This is a genomic window from Enterococcus sp. C74 (genome assembly GCF_040887125.1).
In the GTDB taxonomy this organism is placed as follows: Bacteria; Bacillota; Bacilli; order Lactobacillales; family Enterococcaceae; genus Enterococcus_B; species Enterococcus_B hirae.
Genome location: NZ_JBFOFA010000007.1, coordinates 1 through 17,873, shown reverse-complemented (window position 1 = coordinate 17,873; position 17,873 = coordinate 1). Strand labels below are relative to the sequence as shown.

Sequence of the window (17,873 nt, the reverse complement as noted above, 5' to 3'; positions counted from 1 at the left end):
GGATTAAATTCCTAATAATTACATATGTATGTTACGTAGTGGACGGTGTAGAGAGATTACGTTCATACATATATGAGTCTGTCACATCCCCTAATTTTTTATAGTTTTTATGTTTAACAATGTCATATTTTTCAGACAGGAAAGGATTTGCTCCACGTATTTTTAAAATACATTGTTGCCCTTTCAAACTGGCTACTTCATCGGGGTCCATCAAATTACGCCCCAACTTTTGGAAACTTTCATTGAATGATCCATTTGAGCCTTTAGTGACACTGATATTTCTTTGTTCGATCGTTTCTTTACCTAAAAGTTTAGAAATATATTCATGCGTACTTTGTTCCATCCCACCTAAATATAAAAAGACGTCACTCGTACCGATGATGGTTTCCCAAGTGTCTTTATACAACGTTTTTAACTGACTAATATTTTGTAAGATCACATTTGTTGAGATTTCTCGACTTCGAATAACCGAAATAACTTTCTCAAAATCCGGAATTTGACCAATATTGGCAAATTCATCTAGAATACAGCGAACATGACATGGTAAGCGTCCTTTATAAATATTATCTGCTTTGTAGACCAGCATATCAAAGAGCTGTTGGTACATCATACTGGCTAAGAAGTTAAAACTGGTATCTGTATCTGGCAGTAAGATGTACAAAATCGTTTTCCGATCCCCAATGGTGTCCAATTCTAATGTATCTTTAGAGACCAAGTCTTTGATACTAGGAATATCAAACGGAGACAATCTTACCCCTAAACTAACTAAAATACTCTTGGTCGTCTTATCTCCTGATAGTTTGAAAATTTTATATTGCGCAACCGCGAAGTTTGTTGGATCTTTCTCTTCTAACTCATTGAACAGCACGTCTAAAGGACTGACGAATCCAGGAACATTTTCGTCAATATCTGCTAGACGTACCAATTCAATCACATTTCCTAATGTGCGATCTTCTTCAACGACTTCTTGGATCAAATAGCTAAAAATTGCCATTAATAAAGCAGTCTCTGCCTTTTCCCAGAAATCATCGCCACCTTTTTTATCAGGATTTGAAGTGTTTTTAATCAAATTATTTACGATTTTTAGAATATCGTCTTCCGTTCTTATGTATTTAAATGGATTGTAGTGATGGGTGTCACGCCGATTGATCAAATCAAAGACTTTGATATTGTAACCCGCTTCCTCAAACATTTTTCCTGTTTCCATCAATAACAATCCTTTGGAATCACTGACTACATAGGAAGAATGCATTTGCATCAGATTCGGTTTTACATAAAATCGCGTCTTACCACTACCGGCTCCTCCAACCACAACGACATTTTTGTTACGGTTAAAATTATCTTTACCAGTAATTTTCATTCGTCCTGACAGGGATAAACTCTCTGTTTTAGTCAATATGATATTAAAACTCTTTTTCTTCGCCAAAAATGGTTTGATATCTCGAAATTCCCCCCATTTTGCACTTCCATATTCTTCATTTGGGCGTACTTTTTTTTCATCAAACGTTTTGTATAATACTAGTAATCCATAAGAAAGAACAAAAGCGAGCCCTCCCAGTAATGACTTTACGTTAAATGAGAATTGGAAGGAAAAACTAGCTATTTCATCAACTGCGTGAAGAAAAGATCTAGCTATTTTTTCCACAAATGTTACGGTTGTATTTTGATCAATCGTAAATAAAAAAAATGTACGATTCCCTATATACATTAATGTACTCACCACAACTACGTGGACTACCCATAAAACATATTGAGACTTTTTCAAGTGGTTGTTCATCCCTTTCGTTACTTAATTTGAATATAGCGTTTATGTGATATTATCACTAACGTCCGTAGCCCTCCGAGCGCTGGTGATCATTTTTACTGCTCACTGATGCTCGTCCACTAGATTGTTTTTCATTAGTTGGATTATTCAGCACTCTACTAACAGAATCCCTTAATCTTACTTTGTCAGTTTCTGTCTGTTTATTCAAAGTAGAAATGGAAGATATACTCGTCCGAGCTGTTTCTTGTTCTTTCGTTTTTTGGCTCGTCTGCGTTTTCTGTTTTTCAGCTGTTTGCTTTTCATTGTCTATCTGAGCCACTCGTGCTACTCGCGTATTAAAGTCAGGGGTAAGAGAGTGGTGCTGTCCTAGTTCTTGCACTTTAGCTGAGCGTTCGGTAAATAACTGTTCACGCTTCGCATTTTCTCGATTAGCTAATCGATTTTGCAGGGGTTTCAATAAGTATTTATCAGCAACCCACACACCTAGCAACGTAAAAAGGGCAGGAACTGCTATAGCTGCTACTGAAGCAATAAGTGTACCAGAAATCGCAGGAAGAGCTGCGGTTAACAGTAAAGGTAAGCCGAAAGTAGCTAACCCAACAAATAGGGCGACTCCAATTAACGTTTTCACTTTATTTCTCCATAAACGTTTGGCGAAATTGGTTGTCGTCATCAATGCCGCATTTTTTACTCGAGTAGCAAACGGCAACCGCTGTCCGTTAGCATCCAACCCTTTTTTCAGATTTTGGTTTTCTTCTGATGAACGTTTTTCAGAATGGGCAATATCGAATGTTTCTTTTATTTTCTTTCCGATTGGAACAAAGGTTTTAGCGTTAAGGTTACTTAATTTTTCCTTACCAAATTTATATGGTCTAGCCACTACTTTACCGACTGGTTTTAAAGGTCGACCAATTGTTCTAGCTGTCGAGCGCACAGATTTTCCGATGGATTTAAATGGTCTAGCAATTGTTTTTGAACCTTTTTCTAGCGCTGCCACTGTCTTAGGAAATCTTTCCTTAGCAAATCGCTGGACTCTCTTGGAAGTACGTGGAATGATTTTAGGTACGGCATTTACTAAACGTTGACCGACATAACTACCAATAATCACGCCTCTTAACCAGTTGACTACAGCGGATCCATGTAATAATTGTGTGCCAGTAGGCATTAGCGGAAGAGCGCCAGCCATCGCACTAAAAAACGCCATCGGTGCAACCCACAGTACTTGTCTTGCTAAAAACAAATAAAATGAAGGGCGGGTCAGCACCTGATACCATTTCTTTTTAAGATCTTTATAAGTAATTTCTTTTAACTCTTCGGCTTTTCCTATCAATTCTGCCGTATCTTGCTTAACATTTTCAAGTTCCTTAGCTAGCACCTGAGGATCCTTTGGCTGTATCTCTTCTAAAAATTCAGCTAATTTTTTTTCATCGCCAAGAATTGTCTTTAAACCTTCACATAGTGTTTTATTTTTAGTAAGATCGATTTCTATCTTAGATCTTGCTGCTTTAGACTTCTTCGATTGATCAAGGAAAAAATTATTGTACGGTCCATATTTTTTTAATTCTTCATCGTGCTTTATCTTTTGTTCGACAAACGCGACCTGAGATCGTAATCTTTCTACGTATGCTAACTTTAGATCCTCAACCGAAACTGATTTTTTCACACTATCTGTTTCATCTAATGTACTGTTGACGTTTTCCGGCATAGAAGTTTGGTTCATGTCACCTTCTGATACTGAACGTAAATCTGAAGAATCCTTTGGTAGTGGAACTTGATTTGTAAAATTATTTATTTCTGAATCGCTATTGGGTGTAGACGGTTGGTCTAAGGAATCTCCTGGTGTTAAAACTTGGTTTGTAAAACTGCTTAATTCTGGAAATTTATTGAGTTCAGCAGTTTGATTTGTAATTTCCTTTGATAAACTAACTTTACCATTAACATAACGCAATTTAACTCTTGGTATAAGAATTCGGTCAAATTGGTCAAAACTGTGACTTGGTATAGCCTGTTCCGTCATTACTCCGGGAGCCGAATTTCTACGAACTAACTTGTCATGATTCTTTAAATCTTGAGTTGTAGATAATGATGATAGTATACGTTCTGAATTGGTTAAATTCCGTAACTTTCCAATGTAACGCAATGGAATATCATTTTCAAACCTTTGAAATTTGTCAAATTGTGTATCATCAAATGGTTTTTTCTCTGGATCTAACTCAAAATCTGATAATTTTAAATGCCGTTCATGAAGACTGTCATCATACATGGGTGAAGATGTTTCTCGATCTTCTGAACGTAATGGAGATTCAGATGGCATAGCTTCTGAACGTAATGGAGATTCAGATGGCATAGTGAGTTCTGGTGCACTGTTTCGGCGACCTTTATCTGTTTGTTCTCTATGTACTTCATGTAATGTGTGACTAATTGATCTAGATCTTGCTATTCTATTTGGTCTACGCTCCTCTTGTTGGCTAAGTCCATGAATAAAATTTGCTTTAGGACCTTTCTGGAGCACGAGGGAGTCTTTTTCTTCTATATTATTAAATTTATGGATTAGATTTTTCACATGGCCAGGGCCAGGTCTAGCATTTGCCGAATCCTTTTCTGATACACTATTTGCGAGACTATTAGTAGCTTGAATTTCAGGCTTAGCTTGCTTTCGCAAATCGTCTTCTGATCGATTGAAAGAATTATTCGTTTGCTGCTTGTTTCCTTGTGGTAGATTACTTCCATTTTTATTAGGTGTTTTTACTGATACTGTTTGGTCGGGTTTTGACTCTCCATTCTTTTCAAACGTCGAAACTATTTCTGATACATTACTTAGGCGATTGATAGATTTAGATTTAGGTTCAGGTTTTGCTTGATCTCGCAAAACGACTTCTGATTCATCGAGAGAATGATTCGTTTGCTGCTCGTTCTCTTTTGATAGATTACTATTACTTAGGCGATTGATAGATTCAGGTTCAGGTTTTGCTTGTTCTCGTAAAACGTCTTCTGATCGATTGAAAGAATTATTCGTTTGCTGCTTATTTCCGTTTGGGTTAGACACTTCTTGTTGGCTATGTCCTTGAGCGAATGTTATTCTAGGACCTTTCTGGAGCTCGGGAGAGGTTTCTTTGTTGCTATTAAATTGATTGATTATACTTTGCACATCGCCACTGACAGGTCTATTATTTGCCGAATCCTTTTCTGATGCACCATTTGGGAGACTATTAGTAGCTTGAATTTCAGGCTTAGCTTGCTTTCGCACACCGACTTCTGATTCATCGAGAGAATGATTCGTTTGCTGCTCGTTCTCTTTTGATAGATTACTATTACTTAGGTGATTGATAGGTTCAGGTTTTACTTGTTCTCGTAAATCGTCTTCTGATCGATTAAAAGAATTATTCGTTTGCTGCTTATTTCCGTTTGGGTTAGACACTTCTTGTTGGCTATGTCCTTGAGCGAATGTTATTCTAGGACCTTTCTGAAGCTCGTGAGAGTCTTTTTTTTCGCTATTAAATTTATCGATTAGCCCTCGCACATTGCCACTGTAAGGTCTAGCATTTGCCGAATCCTTTTCTGATGCACCATTTGGGAGACTATTAGTAGCTTGAATTTCAGGCTTAGCTTGCTTTCGCAAACCGACTTCTGGTTCATCGAGAGAATGATTCGTTTGATGCTCGTTCTCTTTTGATAGATTACTATTACTTAGGCGATTGATAGGTTCAGGTTTTACTTGATCTCGCAAATCGACTTCTGATCGATTGAAAGAATTATTCGTTTGATGCTTGCTTCCGTTTGGTAGATTACTTCCATTTTTATTAGGTGTTTTTACTGATACTGTTTGGTCGGGTTTTGACTCTCCATTCTTTTCAAACGCTGCAACCCTTTCTGATACATTCATTTGGTCTTGATTTTGTTCTAATACACTCCCCCTATCCTGTCTTTTTTTCCTCCTTATAGTGGCTGTCTCTACGAGAACTTTTTTCGCCTTGTCTTTTCTGTTTTCTACTTCCTCCCTCGTAATATCAACTGCAGTAGCTTTTGCATACATCTCTTCCAAAGTATCCGTTTTTATTATTTCAAAATTCTCAGTTCTCATGAATTCTTTAACAAGCTTCTTAATTTTATCAACAATCTTAGCGTCTGTTATTGTTTGGTCTCTTACCTTATCTGGCGCATTTGGCGGATCTAGCGTATTGGGCGTATTTGACTTATTTAACATCTCTTGAATCATTTTTTGATTTTTCTGACTAACATTATTTAATTCATTTAATTTATTGTTACAATCTGCTACTTCGTTTCGTTTGTGATGCTTAAGCCCAGTAAGTTCTTGTTTCGATTGACTGATCTGACTAGCTAATATTTCGGCCAGATCTTTATTCTCAAAGTACTTCTTTTTTTCATCTATTGCGATGGCTCCAAGATAATCATTACTTTCATGACTATTATTAGATAAAAAAACGTCCTTTGTTTCTAATTTTTCTATTGTGGCCTTATCCCTTTCATGCTTTACGATCTTCGTTTCTTGTTCCTTTTCTAATACATTAATTTTTTGTTGAAGTTGCTCCCCACTGATTTTTCCCTCGGCGTGTTCGATTCTTGCTTCATACTCAGTTTTTTCACTTTGTAATTCAAACACTTTACGATCCCCAGCCATCCGTCGAAGTACTTCAAATTTAAAGTCATCTAACATATCTTGCACTTTTAAAAGTGCAGTCTTTTCTCCATTATTCTCTTGGATTGGCTTTTCACAAAGAGTAAAGACATTTTCTTTTTTGACAGAAAACGACGATGCTTCTTTGATAAACTCTGACTTTAAATTAGATTTATTTTGCCATTCACCGGTTTCGTTCTCCAATATATTCTTTCTTACCAAGTAGTTCATTCCTCCTCCATCCTTCTTGGATCATTCTACTAGATCTATACTAATTGCGTAATAGCGCAATTTGATTAAAGCTGATGTGCAATTGCACTATGACCGTTGTTTATTTGGAAACCACTTGTTAGACTATTTTTAGTATTTATACTGGTTCTTACTGCTCCCGTAGTGACATCTTTCATACTCTTTTTGTCATCTACTTGTTTAATTGGTACTGGTACTCTCTCAGGATTTTGTTGTTGCGCTACTACCCAAATTGGTTGTAATTTTGGAACTTGTTTATCAATTGGTTGTAATTCTGGAACTTGTTCATCTTTAAGTAATGGGACCTTATCTGTTTCTTGGCTTAGGTCTTGTTTTTCTTTGGCCAATGCCTTTCTTGCTTGCCGTTCATCCCATTTGTTCTTAAGAACTTTATATCCTTCTCGAAGTTTAACCCCAGTCCATTTTGCTACTTTCCAAAGCTTAGCTCCAGTCCACTTCGCTACTTCCCAAGCAAATTTAACTATTTCCTTAACTGTAATCCAAAGACCATAAAATAGAATACCTACACAAAATAACGTATTGCAATCTTCAGAACTCATCACTTTTTCCTCCTTGAAATTTTTTTATTTTTTTGTTTATTTTAATCATACCTGACTTTCTAGCTAGCTCCATCCTATTTTTTCCAAAAAATAAAAAAAGATGGCACTCGTAAAAGTTGTCCTTAGGAAGAATATAAACACGCCTCAAAATTCGACCAAAAAATTGGCGTTGGCACTTTTGAAATTTTTAAAATATCCGCATTGATTCGTTCAAAATTCAGGGAGAGATCTGTTAGTATCAAGTCATATTGATTCAATACCTGGTAATCAATTGAAAAGATATCTTGTTCATAAATATCAATCTGCTTAAAAAAAGGATACTTGTTTAAAATAATATTTTTATAAAGTAAAGCGACACCAATTTCCTGTGTACTTAAAACCAAAATTGACTTTTCTTTCACTTGTGGTTCGATCATATGTACTAATTGATTGGAAGAAATAAGTAATTCCAAAAATAAGTCTTTATGTAATAATTCACTTTTTTCAATAAAGCTCAGTTCTGCAACTTCTAGCGAATGATGATACGCTTGCCAAATCTTAGGATTGTTTTGCATCACTTTTTGATAAAATATATCCGCATAACTGACTTTAAAGATCATTAATTCTTTATAAAAATTGATAAAGTCAGATAAGTAGTCGATTGTCCTTTTACTGACCGATCCTTCAATATTAAGTAAATAATAAAAATGAGTAAGAAAAGTTTCAATTTTCTTAGGCATGATTGTCTGGCGATTAGTATCTGTTGTAAAGAGCAAGCCGAAATAGGAACTTAAGACATTTGCTACATTATTTCTAGTTACATTAAACTTATATTTTTGACTCATCAACGTTGTAAAGACCGTATCTTTTTGAATTACTGTTAAAAGCTCAGTGACAACCATTTCTTTATTCTCCAACTCATCTTCCGGTACAAAGTGCTTGTGACCTATACGAATGATCGAAAGAAAAATGTAATACACCGAATAAATAATTTTAGGAGCACTAGCCGTTTTATTTTGTGCTTTGAGACACCTACGTATTAATTGATAGATAGAATCAAAATAAGCAAACTCTTGTATTCGATACATCTCTTTAAACATGCATGCAAATAAACGTCTAATTTCCGTTTCATTGCCAACTACCATTAATTTTGCTTGTAAATCGATCTGAATATTTATGGTCTCTGTAAAAAAATAATTATTTATTTTTGACACAATCCTGCGAATACTTGTTTTACTCAAAAATAAAGATTGAGAAATTTCAGTTAGTGTTGGTTCGTATATGACTATGTATTTTAGTATTTTGACATTAATTGAATTATTCAGTATTTTTACAAAAATATCATCTAAATTGACATTGTTCGGTATCGTCAAACTCACTTCTTTGTGATTATTTACCTCAATATGAACAGGAAAGTAGGAATCATTGAAGTGTTCAATATCAGCAATTAGTGTTTTATCGGTAATTGTCAGCTTCCTTGCTAGTTTGTTAAGATTGGAAGACCTAGTATTTAACAAATAAAGTAAGGTAACTTGCCTTTCTAATTGCTTTTCAAGTAACCCCATAAGTACAAAACTCCCTTCTATTAAACATCATGTAAGAGTATCGTACAGTCAATTCCTTTAATTTCCCGTATGTTTTTTTCTAGTTTTAGAAATTTAAGTTCTCAAAAATATTTGAATTGTGTTAAAATATAAAATTTAAAAATCCAATCATATAGAATATATTTATTCCATTTTTTAAATAACAATAACTAAATACAATAATAACCAATGTAACAAATAACCATGAACGATTTACTATAAAGTTAATAAAAAACAAGTATAGAAATTTATAAAAAAAACACTAACATAACAAAAATATATGATAAAATAATTTATATACCATAAGAGAAAGGTGGGAGGAAGCGATTTCTAAGATTTTGAAATCCAAAATGATGATGAAAGAACTTAATATACTGGAAAAAACTTCAGAAAGACAAGTCAAGTTAGCATTACTTCTGGGTATGTCATCAATTGAGTGCAACACGCTAACAAAGCAATTAAATGTGACAAAAAAAACATTATTAAGTGACATTGTTTTTTTTAACCACACCTATTCACCTGTTGTCGTTAAAATTGATCAATATCAAATCATAACATTAAAAATGCCTAATGATATGAATCTGGAAGACTTAATCAAAAAAATACTAAATCATTCTACGAACGTTCAAATCTTAAAAACGATTTTTATCAATGAGCCTGTTTTGTCAAAACTCGCTGAAACATTATTTTTAAGTGAAACCAGTATTCGGCGAATTATTTTTAAAATCAATGAATATTTTTCTGAAAGAAACTGGCCAATCATGATCAAAGTTGCTTCTCAGTTACAAATTACAGGTGACGAAAGTTTTATACGGCATTTTTTTTGTAGCATGTTTCGTGAAATTTATACCCCGCAGCAACTACCACATTTTGACTATATATTTGACTTGTTACAACGTTATCATAATAAAAACCATACGTTTTCTTCAGTAAGTACATATAAGTTAATTTTAAATAGTTACTATTTTTATACGTCCATTATTCGTATCGGACAACGACACATAATTGATTACCCTTTAAAAAAAGAAACCGAAAGTGAACGATTATTTTTTGACTTATTGACAAAAAGTACCGTTCTTTGTTCGATCATTGAAAAGAAATATAATTTTAGTATTACAAAGTCAAATGTCCATAACCTATTAAGTTCATATAGTCATTTATATTTTTTTAATTCAAAAAATGATGAATTAATGGAGCAAAAGAAATTACAAAATTTAGTTCATAGTTTTTATCGTTATATGGGTATAGATATTACCTTATCTCCTAATGACATACAAAGACTAAATGACTTTATCCATTTTAATGAACGATTGCAATCCTTTAAGACGACATACATAGATCTTTTGTCACAAACATTTATCAAAGAATCAGAAAAACTATTATCAGCTTATGAAAAGTCAATCGAACAAGCCGGTTTGACTGAAATCAAAGAAAACCAATTGCTTTATGAAGAATTATTTTTAGAACTGATTACATTATCTCCACAATTATTATCAACACTCCTTCCTTATAAAAAACATTTATCCATCGTCATTGTTTCTTATCAGGAAGAACGGATTTTGTCTTTCTATAAACAACTGCTGTTAAAAAAATTTCCGTCGTTATATAAAATTGATATGTATCAAGAAAATATTTTCTCTGTTGATTATGTGAAAATCAATCAATATGACCTAATTTTAACTGATATCGAGCTAAATCAAACGAAGATCTCGACTAATATGTTAAAAATATCAAAAATTCCCACTTCTGCTTTTTGGAGTAACCTAAAAGAACTTCTTTATGCATAAGGGAGTTACATCATTGCTCGTTTAACATCGGTATCACAGCATAAAAATATAGTGCGACCTGAAGTTAGTCTAAAAACTAACTTTGGACTCGCACTATAGTTATACTTTCTATCGCATAGTAACAAACTCTTCTGCACCAGTTGGATGGATAGCGACCGTATCATCAAAATCTGCTTTTGTCGCGCCCATTTTAATTGCAACAGCAAAACCTTGTAACATTTCATCGACACCAATACCAATTGCATGTAAGCCAATGATTTTTTCTTCTTCTCCTACGCAAATCAATTTCATCTCACATTTTTGACGATAGTCATTCAATGCAAAATACATAGGTGTAAATCGTGAACGATAAACTTTGATCTGATCACTTCCATAGGTAGCCAATGCTTCATCTTCTGTTACACCGATCGTTGCAATTGGTGGATGGGTAAATACAACTGTTGGTACTAAGTGATAGTCTAGATAAGAATTTTCTTTCCCATTAAATAGCCGTTCAGATAAACGGCGACCTGCAGCAATTGCCACTGGTGTCAAATCAATTTTACCGATCACATCTCCCACCGCAAAAATATGTGGATCTGTGGTATTTTGATATTTATCAACTTTTATAAAACCACGTTCATCTAATTTTACTTGGGTATTTTCTAATCCTAATTGATCGGTATTAGGCACTCGACCACCTGCAAACAATACACAATCACCAGAGAGTCGTTCACCATTTTCAAATACAACTGTATACTCATTGTCGTTTTTGATGATTTCTTTAGCTATATGTCCAGCGTAAGTTTTGATCCCAGCTTCTTGATACATCTCAACTAAGTTATCAGATAGCATTTTGTCAAAAGTTCGTAATGGACGTTCTTTTCGATACGCCCACATTACCTCACTACCTAGCCCGTGTAAAACACCAGAAAGTTCTGCGGCAATATAACCTGCTCCTAAAACAATTGTCCGTTTTGGCAATTCTGTCATCTCAAAGAAGCCATTTGAATCAATTGCATATTCGCCACCAGGGATCGTCATTTTGCTAGGCTTACCACCAGTTGCAATCAGAATTTTTGTTGCTTGATAGGTTTCCCCATTTACTTCCACGGTTTGACTGTCTATAAAGGTAGCATATCCTTTAATTGCATCCACTTGATTGCTATCTAAGCCACGTTGATACGCACCATGTAAAAAGTCAATATATTTCTCACGCTTTTCAACTAACTCTTTAAAATCTACTTTTTTTACATCTGCTTGGATCCCATAACTTGAAGCATCTCGTTCCATTGTTTCTAGGATCGTGCTGGCTTGCCACATTACCTTTTTGGGTACACAACCAACATTCACACAAGTCCCACCAAGTTCATTTCCTTCAATTAATAAAACTTTTGCACCGTGCATTCCGGCACGATTCGCAGAGGCGATCCCTCCAGAACCACCACCGACAACTATATAATCATACGTTTTCATGCTATGCCTCCTAATTTAAGAAGATGCTTGCTTTTCTTCTTACTTTGGATAAATTTTCAAGAAAAATTTCTTCTCTACTCTTTTTATCCTTACAAAAAATAAGTTTAACACGTTTAAACAGATAATATAACTTTGATGCTTTATTTTTATTCGATTGGTTAGCGTATGCTTTTATTTTCTTTTCCGAATCATATCTCCTGGTTTTACAGGTTGTGTCACTGGCATAGTTAAAATCATCATCGGATTTGGTGCCCGATCAATGGATTCATCTTCTTCATTGTACATTACCTCAACCGTTTGGCTAAAATGAGTGAATCCTGGACCATAAAATTCGATCTCATCTCCCACAGAAAATAGATTTCGTTGACGGATCGTTGCAATTTTGGTTTTTTCATCATAAGACATTACTTCACCTACAAATTTATAAACAGGGATCTTACGACGTTCCCCAAATAATTGTTCATTTTCTGTTGGTGTATTGTAATAAAATCCTGTAGCAAGTTCTCGTTGTGCCACTTTCCATAACTCATCAATCCACTCTTGCTTGCAGACATAATTTTCAGGGTCTTCCATATAACTGTCGACCGCAGCTTTATAAACATTAGAAACTGTAGATACATAGTGGATTGATTTCATTCTTCCTTCAATCTTAAAGCTATCTACCCCATTTTCAATCAATTCCGGGATATGCTCGATCATCGACATATCTACTGCACTCATTGAAAATTCTTCTTCTATTTCGCCGTTTTCTGTCAGATGATTTCTTTCTTGGCCAAAAGGCATATCAAATAATCCATATTTCCAACGACAAGATTGTGAACAGCCCCCACGATTAGCATCACGCATTGACATGTGATTAGATAAGGTACAACGGCCAGAATAAGAAATACACATCGCACCATGGATAAAGGCTTCAATTTCCACATCCGTATTTTTACGAATCTCAGCCACTTCTTCCATAGAAACTTCACGAGCTAAAACGACACGCTCTAATCCTTCTTCTTTCCAAAATTCAAGAGTTTCAAAGTTAGTGGCAGATGCTTGTGTCGATAAATGGATCGGTAAGCCCGGTGCTTCTGTCGCACATATTTCAATCAGCGCTGGATCTGAAACAATTACGGCAGAAATTCCGACATCACGTAATTGACGGAAAAATTCTCCAGCACCTTCTTCATTTCCTTCATGTGTCACCATATTTGCAGCAACATATACTTTTGCGTTATGTGCTTTTGCAAAAGCTACGCCTTCAGCCATCTCTTCATAGGTAAAGTTACCTGCGCGACTTCTTAGTCCATAAGCATTTCCGCCAATATAGACTGCATCTGCGCCATAATGAATCGCTGTCTTTAATTTTTCAAGTGTCCCAGCTGGAGCTAAGACTTCGGGTCGTTTCAATTTTCTTTTTGTTGTCATTTTTTCTCGTCATACTCCTTACTTGATGGCTTCAGGATCAATATAGAAGAAGCCAGTATCTAATTCACGATTTTGAGGATGTAATTCACTTATCTTTTTGCTTAATATTTCAGCACTTTCCTCATTCCAAGTACCTGCAAGGATTTGTTCTTTCGCTTCCACAAATGCTTTGGTAATTTTTACAAAATTTTCTCCTGGGGTAAATAAACCATCAAGTTTCCATGTACGGAACTGATGTTGATACAATAACCCTAATTCTTTTGACAGGTTGATGTCATTGCTGGCAAAAATATGGGTCCCATGAGTGTCTTCATAGATGGAATAATGTGTGTCGTCTTTCTTAGGTTCTGAAATAAACAATCCCCGATCACGATCTACTCGCTCTTCTTGTTTGGTAAAATGATAATAATTTTGCAATAAAGGACGTTTTGATTGATGAATGCAAGTAGCACCATACACTAGAATTTCTACAGGAACATTTAGTTTTTCTTCCATGGCTTTCATTTCTTCAAAAGGAACTTCTCTAGCCAAAACGGCTCCAACAGCTCCTCTTTTTGCCCAAAAATTGATTTGTCTAGCACTAGTAACTAACGTTTCTGCATCAAAAATGTAGGGAATACGCCATTCTGGATGTTTCTTCATGGTGTATATGATACCTGTATCACCTACTGTCAGTTGATCTACCCCAATTTCTTTCAGGAATTGTAGATATTCAGGTACTTTTTTCATTTTTTCAGGATGAATAATCCCATTCATCGCAATATTTACTTTTTTACCATATGTGTGCGCCAATTCAACTAATTGACGTTGTTCTTCTCTTGTAAACGACGCAGGTAATCGCAAACCAAATAGTTCCTCGCCAAAATACAAAGTATCTGTTCCTGCTTCAAGTAATTCTTTTGCTTGTTCAAAAGTTTCTACCGTAGTTATGATTTCGATCATCATTTCCTCCTCCTACAACTCCATAATAGTAGCATAGCTTAAAAAAGTTGCCAACACTTCTTACATTTATTGGTGGATTTTTGAATTTAAATTCACAAGAAAAAAAGTAAAAAAAATAAAAAAGTGAGAGCCTTTTGCCCATAACCTTCAATCGTTATGTGGAACAAAATTCTCTCACTTCTTTTTTAACTCCTATGATTCAACTACATACTTTTTTGGAAGACGTACATTCAAAGTGATTTTTCCTTTGGAGGCTCCCACTGTCACTTGATCGCCTAAATGGATTTCTCCACCTAATAATGCTTCACTTAAGCGATCTTCTATTTCTTTTTGCAACGCTCTTCGTATTGGACGAGCGCCATATTCAGGATCAAAACCAGCTTTTCCGATCACATCTATTGCTGCCGGAGTGATCTTCACTTGGATATCCTGTTCTTTCAAACGTTTGACGATTGCTCGACTCATAATTTGAACAATGGAGTGGATTTCATCCTTGCTTAATGAATGGAAGACAACTGTTTCATCTATCCGGTTCAAGAACTCTGGACGGAATGTTTTCTTTAATTCTTCTAAAATACGCTTTTGCATGGCTTTATGATCTTTGGTAATGTCTTGGACATTGAAGCCAACGTTTTTTTCTTCTCGAATTTGGGTTGCACCAATATTGGAAGTCATGATCATGATCGTATTTCTAAAATCAACTTTCCGACCTTTAGAGTCTGTTAAATGGCCATCGTCTAGTACTTGTAATAACAGATTAAATACATCTGGATGGGCTTTTTCTACTTCATCTAATAAGATGACAGAGTAGGGCTTTTGTCGAATTTTTTCTGTTAATTGTCCACCTTCATCATACCCAACATAGCCCGGAGGTGACCCAATCAACCGACTCGTGCTGTATTTTTCCATAAATTCAGACATATCAACCCGAATCAAGGAATTCTCGTCCCCAAACATCACTTCCGATAAAGCTTTGGCAAGTTCCGTTTTACCAACTCCTGTAGGTCCTAAGAACATAAAGGAGCCAATTGGTCGATTTGGATCTTTTAACCCACTACGAGCCCGACGAATTGCTCTTGATACTGCTTTGACTGCTTCATCTTGTCCAACAACACGTTCATGTAAAAGTGCTTCTAATTCCAATAAACGCTGACTTTCTTTCTTTTCCAGTTGTTGTAATGGAACACCTGTCCATTCAGAAACGACTGTGGCTACATCTTCTTCAGTCACACGATCAGCATAACCATTTTCCTGCTTTTCTTCTAGTATCAATAGTTTTACTAATTTTTTGTGTAATGCTTTTTCTTGTCTTCGCAATTGTGCTGCTATTTCAAAGTCTTGTTTTTGGATTGCTCGTTCTTTTTCTTTGACTAATTGTTCGATTTCCAGCTTAATTACTGTAGATTCCGAAAGATCATCTGTTTGATCTAAGCGTACCTTAGCAGCTGACTCATCAATCAAATCGATTGCTTTGTCAGGTAATTGACGAGAAGTGATATAGCGTACAGAAAGATGAACCGCAGCTCTTATCGCATCATCAGTGATTTCTACACCATGATGCTCTTCATATCTTGAACGAAGACCACGTAAAATCTCTTCTGCTTCTTCAGGTGTCGGTTCATCTACTTGAATTCGAGCAAAGCGTCGTTCAAGGGCAGAATCTTTTTCAATGTACTTTTGATATTCATCTAACGTTGTAGCACCAATTGTCTGTAATTCTCCACGAGCTAAAGCAGGTTTCAAAATATTAGATGCATCAATTGCCCCTTCTGCACCACCGGCACCGATCAAGGTATGCAACTCATCAATAAATAAAATGACTTGACCGTCGTTATAGATTTCGTCAATCACCTTTTTCATACGGTCTTCAAATTCTCCACGGTATTTTGTTCCCGCTACTAAAGACCCCATGTCTAACATCATCAAGCGTTTTTCTTGCATCTCTTCAGGAACTTCACCCATCACGATTTTTTGGGCTAAACCTTCAGCAATCGCTGTCTTACCAACACCAGGTTCCCCTACTAATACAGGATTGTTTTTAGTTCGGCGACTAAGTATTTGAATCAAGCGTTTTACTTCTCTTGAACGCCCAACAACTGGGTCAAGTTTTCCGTCTCTCGCTAACTTCGTCAAATCTCTTGCTAAAGAATCTAACGTTGGAGTACCTTTTACCATTTGACGCTTTTCTTGTGGGTTTTTACGACGGATACTATTATTACGACTATCATTTTTTATGCCCATTTTTTGTTTCAAAGATTGTCGGACTTTCGTTAAACTGATCCCCAAATTGATCATCATCCGAGTAGCCATGATACTTTCATCTCTTAGCATACTCAATAAGATATGTTCCGTTCCCACTTTTTGAGCACCCATTTTTCTTACTTCACTATTTGCCAATGCAAAAATTTGTTTCATGCGTGGCGAATAAGGTAAAAAGGTTCCTTGAGGATATGAAGTCATTGTACCGTAGCCAATCAAATGCTCAATCTCTTCGTAGATGTCTGTTTCAGTTAATCCAACTTCACGTAGTACTTTCCCAGCAATTCCATTCGGTTCAATAACCAATGACAACAAAATATGCTCAGAACTAACAGACTGATGCTTAAACTTTTTTGCTTCATCTTGTGCAATTTCTAATACTAATTGTGCTCTTTGCGTAAAAAGTTCTTCCATTCATCTTCACTTCCCATCTTCATAGCTTAATCGTTCAAGAAATGCTCGAAGAATTCGAGCACGAACATAATCTTCTAGCCCACCATCTACATTCAGTGTATTTTTGGCAATTGCGCTCAGCATTAAATTGCCTTCTTTTTTAGTAACAATTTGATCCTCATATAATTTTTGGATGATTGCAAAAGCATTTTTTTCACTAATCGTTTCATTGAATAGCTGATTCACTTGTTCCAACATATGCCTTTTATCAGAAATTCTTACTTTGGCAATCCGTATGTAGCCACCACCGCCACGTTTACTCTCAACCAAATAACCTCGCTGAATCGTAAAACGAGTATTAATCACATAATTAATTTGAGAAGGTACACAATTAAAGAGGTCGGCCAGTTCAATCCTGCGAATCTCAATCATTTCATTCTTTTCTAAAAACTTTTTTATATATGATTCAATTAAATCCGAGGTATTCTGATGCGCCATCTTACTCATTCCTTTGACTAATATTGACCTTAATTATAGCGAATTTAATATCAGAAAGAAAGAAGAAAGACTTTTCCCTTAGAAATCATTAAAAATATAAAAAAATACGGAATGCAGGATTCCGTATTAACGCGCCCAAGAGGAGTCGAACCCCTAACCTTTTGATCCGTAGTCAAACACTCTATCCAGTTGAGCTATGGGCGCATATTCAGTTCATTTAAATTATAAAATACATTTCTAGAAAAATCAATAAAAATAAAAAATCGGGAAGACAGGATTCGAACCTGCGACCCCTTGGTCCCAAACCAAGTGCTCTACCAAGCTGAGCTACTTCCCGAAAATATAAAAAAGACT

10 protein-coding genes and 2 tRNA genes are annotated in these 17,873 nt (G+C 35.5%); 1 reads left to right on the top strand and 11 read right to left on the bottom strand.

Going from position 1 to position 17,873, the window contains the following annotated elements:
• Positions 1-31 precede the first annotated feature (31 nt).
• From AB3H93_RS09840 to AB3H93_RS09825, 4 genes are all read right to left on the bottom strand, one after another.
• Complete coding sequence (locus AB3H93_RS09840; RefSeq protein ID WP_368020502.1) at positions 32-1,765, bottom strand: VirD4-like conjugal transfer protein, CD1115 family; 1,734 nt, start codon at positions 1,763-1,765, stop codon at positions 32-34.
• A gap of 58 nt (positions 1,766-1,823) precedes the next feature.
• On the bottom strand, positions 1,824-6,632 hold the full coding sequence (locus AB3H93_RS09835) for a hypothetical protein (RefSeq protein ID WP_368020501.1): 4,809 nt from the start codon (positions 6,630-6,632) through the stop codon (positions 1,824-1,826).
• Positions 6,633-6,697: 65 nt separating this feature from the next.
• Positions 6,698-7,210: a hypothetical protein gene (locus AB3H93_RS09830; RefSeq protein WP_368020500.1), complete on the bottom strand. Its 513-nt coding sequence runs from the start codon at positions 7,208-7,210 to the stop codon at positions 6,698-6,700.
• 122 nt (positions 7,211-7,332) lie between these two features.
• On the bottom strand, positions 7,333-8,754 hold the full coding sequence (locus AB3H93_RS09825) for a helix-turn-helix domain-containing protein (protein WP_368020499.1): 1,422 nt from the start codon (positions 8,752-8,754) through the stop codon (positions 7,333-7,335).
• A gap of 371 nt (positions 8,755-9,125) precedes the next feature.
• On the opposite strand from AB3H93_RS09825, the gene AB3H93_RS09820 reads away from it, so the two are divergent.
• On the top strand, positions 9,126-10,559 hold the full coding sequence (locus AB3H93_RS09820) for a helix-turn-helix domain-containing protein (protein WP_242697219.1): 1,434 nt from the start codon (positions 9,126-9,128) through the stop codon (positions 10,557-10,559).
• Positions 10,560-10,667: 108 nt separating this feature from the next.
• On the opposite strand, the gene gor is transcribed toward AB3H93_RS09820, so the two are convergent.
• From gor to AB3H93_RS09785, 7 genes are all read right to left on the bottom strand, one after another.
• Positions 10,668-12,014 carry a glutathione-disulfide reductase gene (gene gor / locus AB3H93_RS09815; RefSeq protein ID WP_063627678.1) on the bottom strand — a complete coding sequence of 449 codons (1,347 nt, stop codon included), beginning with the start codon at positions 12,012-12,014 and terminating at the stop codon, positions 10,668-10,670.
• 171 nt (positions 12,015-12,185) lie between these two features.
• Entirely contained in the window at positions 12,186-13,427 is a 1,242-nt protein-coding gene (locus tag AB3H93_RS09810) for a U32 family peptidase (RefSeq protein WP_010720714.1), read from the bottom strand.
• An 18-nt stretch (positions 13,428-13,445) separates the two neighbouring features.
• Positions 13,446-14,369 carry a peptidase U32 family protein gene (locus AB3H93_RS09805; protein WP_014834383.1) on the bottom strand — a complete coding sequence of 308 codons (924 nt, stop codon included), beginning with the start codon at positions 14,367-14,369 and terminating at the stop codon, positions 13,446-13,448.
• A 192-nt stretch (positions 14,370-14,561) separates the two neighbouring features.
• On the bottom strand, positions 14,562-17,042 hold the full coding sequence (locus AB3H93_RS09800; RefSeq protein ID WP_010720716.1) for an ATP-dependent Clp protease ATP-binding subunit: 2,481 nt from the start codon (positions 17,040-17,042) through the stop codon (positions 14,562-14,564).
• Between the two features lie 6 nt (positions 17,043-17,048).
• Positions 17,049-17,519: a CtsR family transcriptional regulator gene (locus AB3H93_RS09795; RefSeq protein WP_034700167.1), complete on the bottom strand. Its 471-nt coding sequence runs from the start codon at positions 17,517-17,519 to the stop codon at positions 17,049-17,051.
• 130 nt (positions 17,520-17,649) lie between these two features.
• A tRNA-Arg gene (locus tag AB3H93_RS09790) sits at positions 17,650-17,723 on the bottom strand.
• Positions 17,724-17,782: 59 nt separating this feature from the next.
• Positions 17,783-17,856: transfer RNA gene (locus AB3H93_RS09785), tRNA-Pro, on the bottom strand.
• Positions 17,857-17,873 lie beyond the last annotated feature (17 nt).

Bases quoted from the DNA above. Each gene is read 5' to 3' on its own strand.
- AB3H93_RS09835 (WP_368020501.1), bottom strand. From the start codon at position 6,632: ATGAACTACTTGGTAAGAAAGAATATATTGGAGAACGAAACCGGTGAA.
- AB3H93_RS09830 (WP_368020500.1), bottom strand. From the start codon at position 7,210: ATGAGTTCTGAAGATTGCAATACGTTATTTTGTGTAGGTATTCTATTT.
- AB3H93_RS09825 (WP_368020499.1), bottom strand. From the start codon at position 8,754: ATGGGGTTACTTGAAAAGCAATTAGAAAGGCAAGTTACCTTACTTTAT.
- AB3H93_RS09820 (WP_242697219.1), top strand. From the start codon at position 9,126: ATGATGAAAGAACTTAATATACTGGAAAAAACTTCAGAAAGACAAGTC.
- gor (WP_063627678.1), bottom strand. From the start codon at position 12,014: ATGAAAACGTATGATTATATAGTTGTCGGTGGTGGTTCTGGAGGGATC.
- AB3H93_RS09810 (WP_010720714.1), bottom strand. From the start codon at position 13,427: ATGACAACAAAAAGAAAATTGAAACGACCCGAAGTCTTAGCTCCAGCT.
- AB3H93_RS09805 (WP_014834383.1), bottom strand. From the start codon at position 14,369: ATGATCGAAATCATAACTACGGTAGAAACTTTTGAACAAGCAAAAGAA.
- AB3H93_RS09800 (WP_010720716.1), bottom strand. From the start codon at position 17,042: ATGGAAGAACTTTTTACGCAAAGAGCACAATTAGTATTAGAAATTGCA.
- AB3H93_RS09795 (WP_034700167.1), bottom strand. From the start codon at position 17,519: ATGGCGCATCAGAATACCTCGGATTTAATTGAATCATATATAAAAAAG.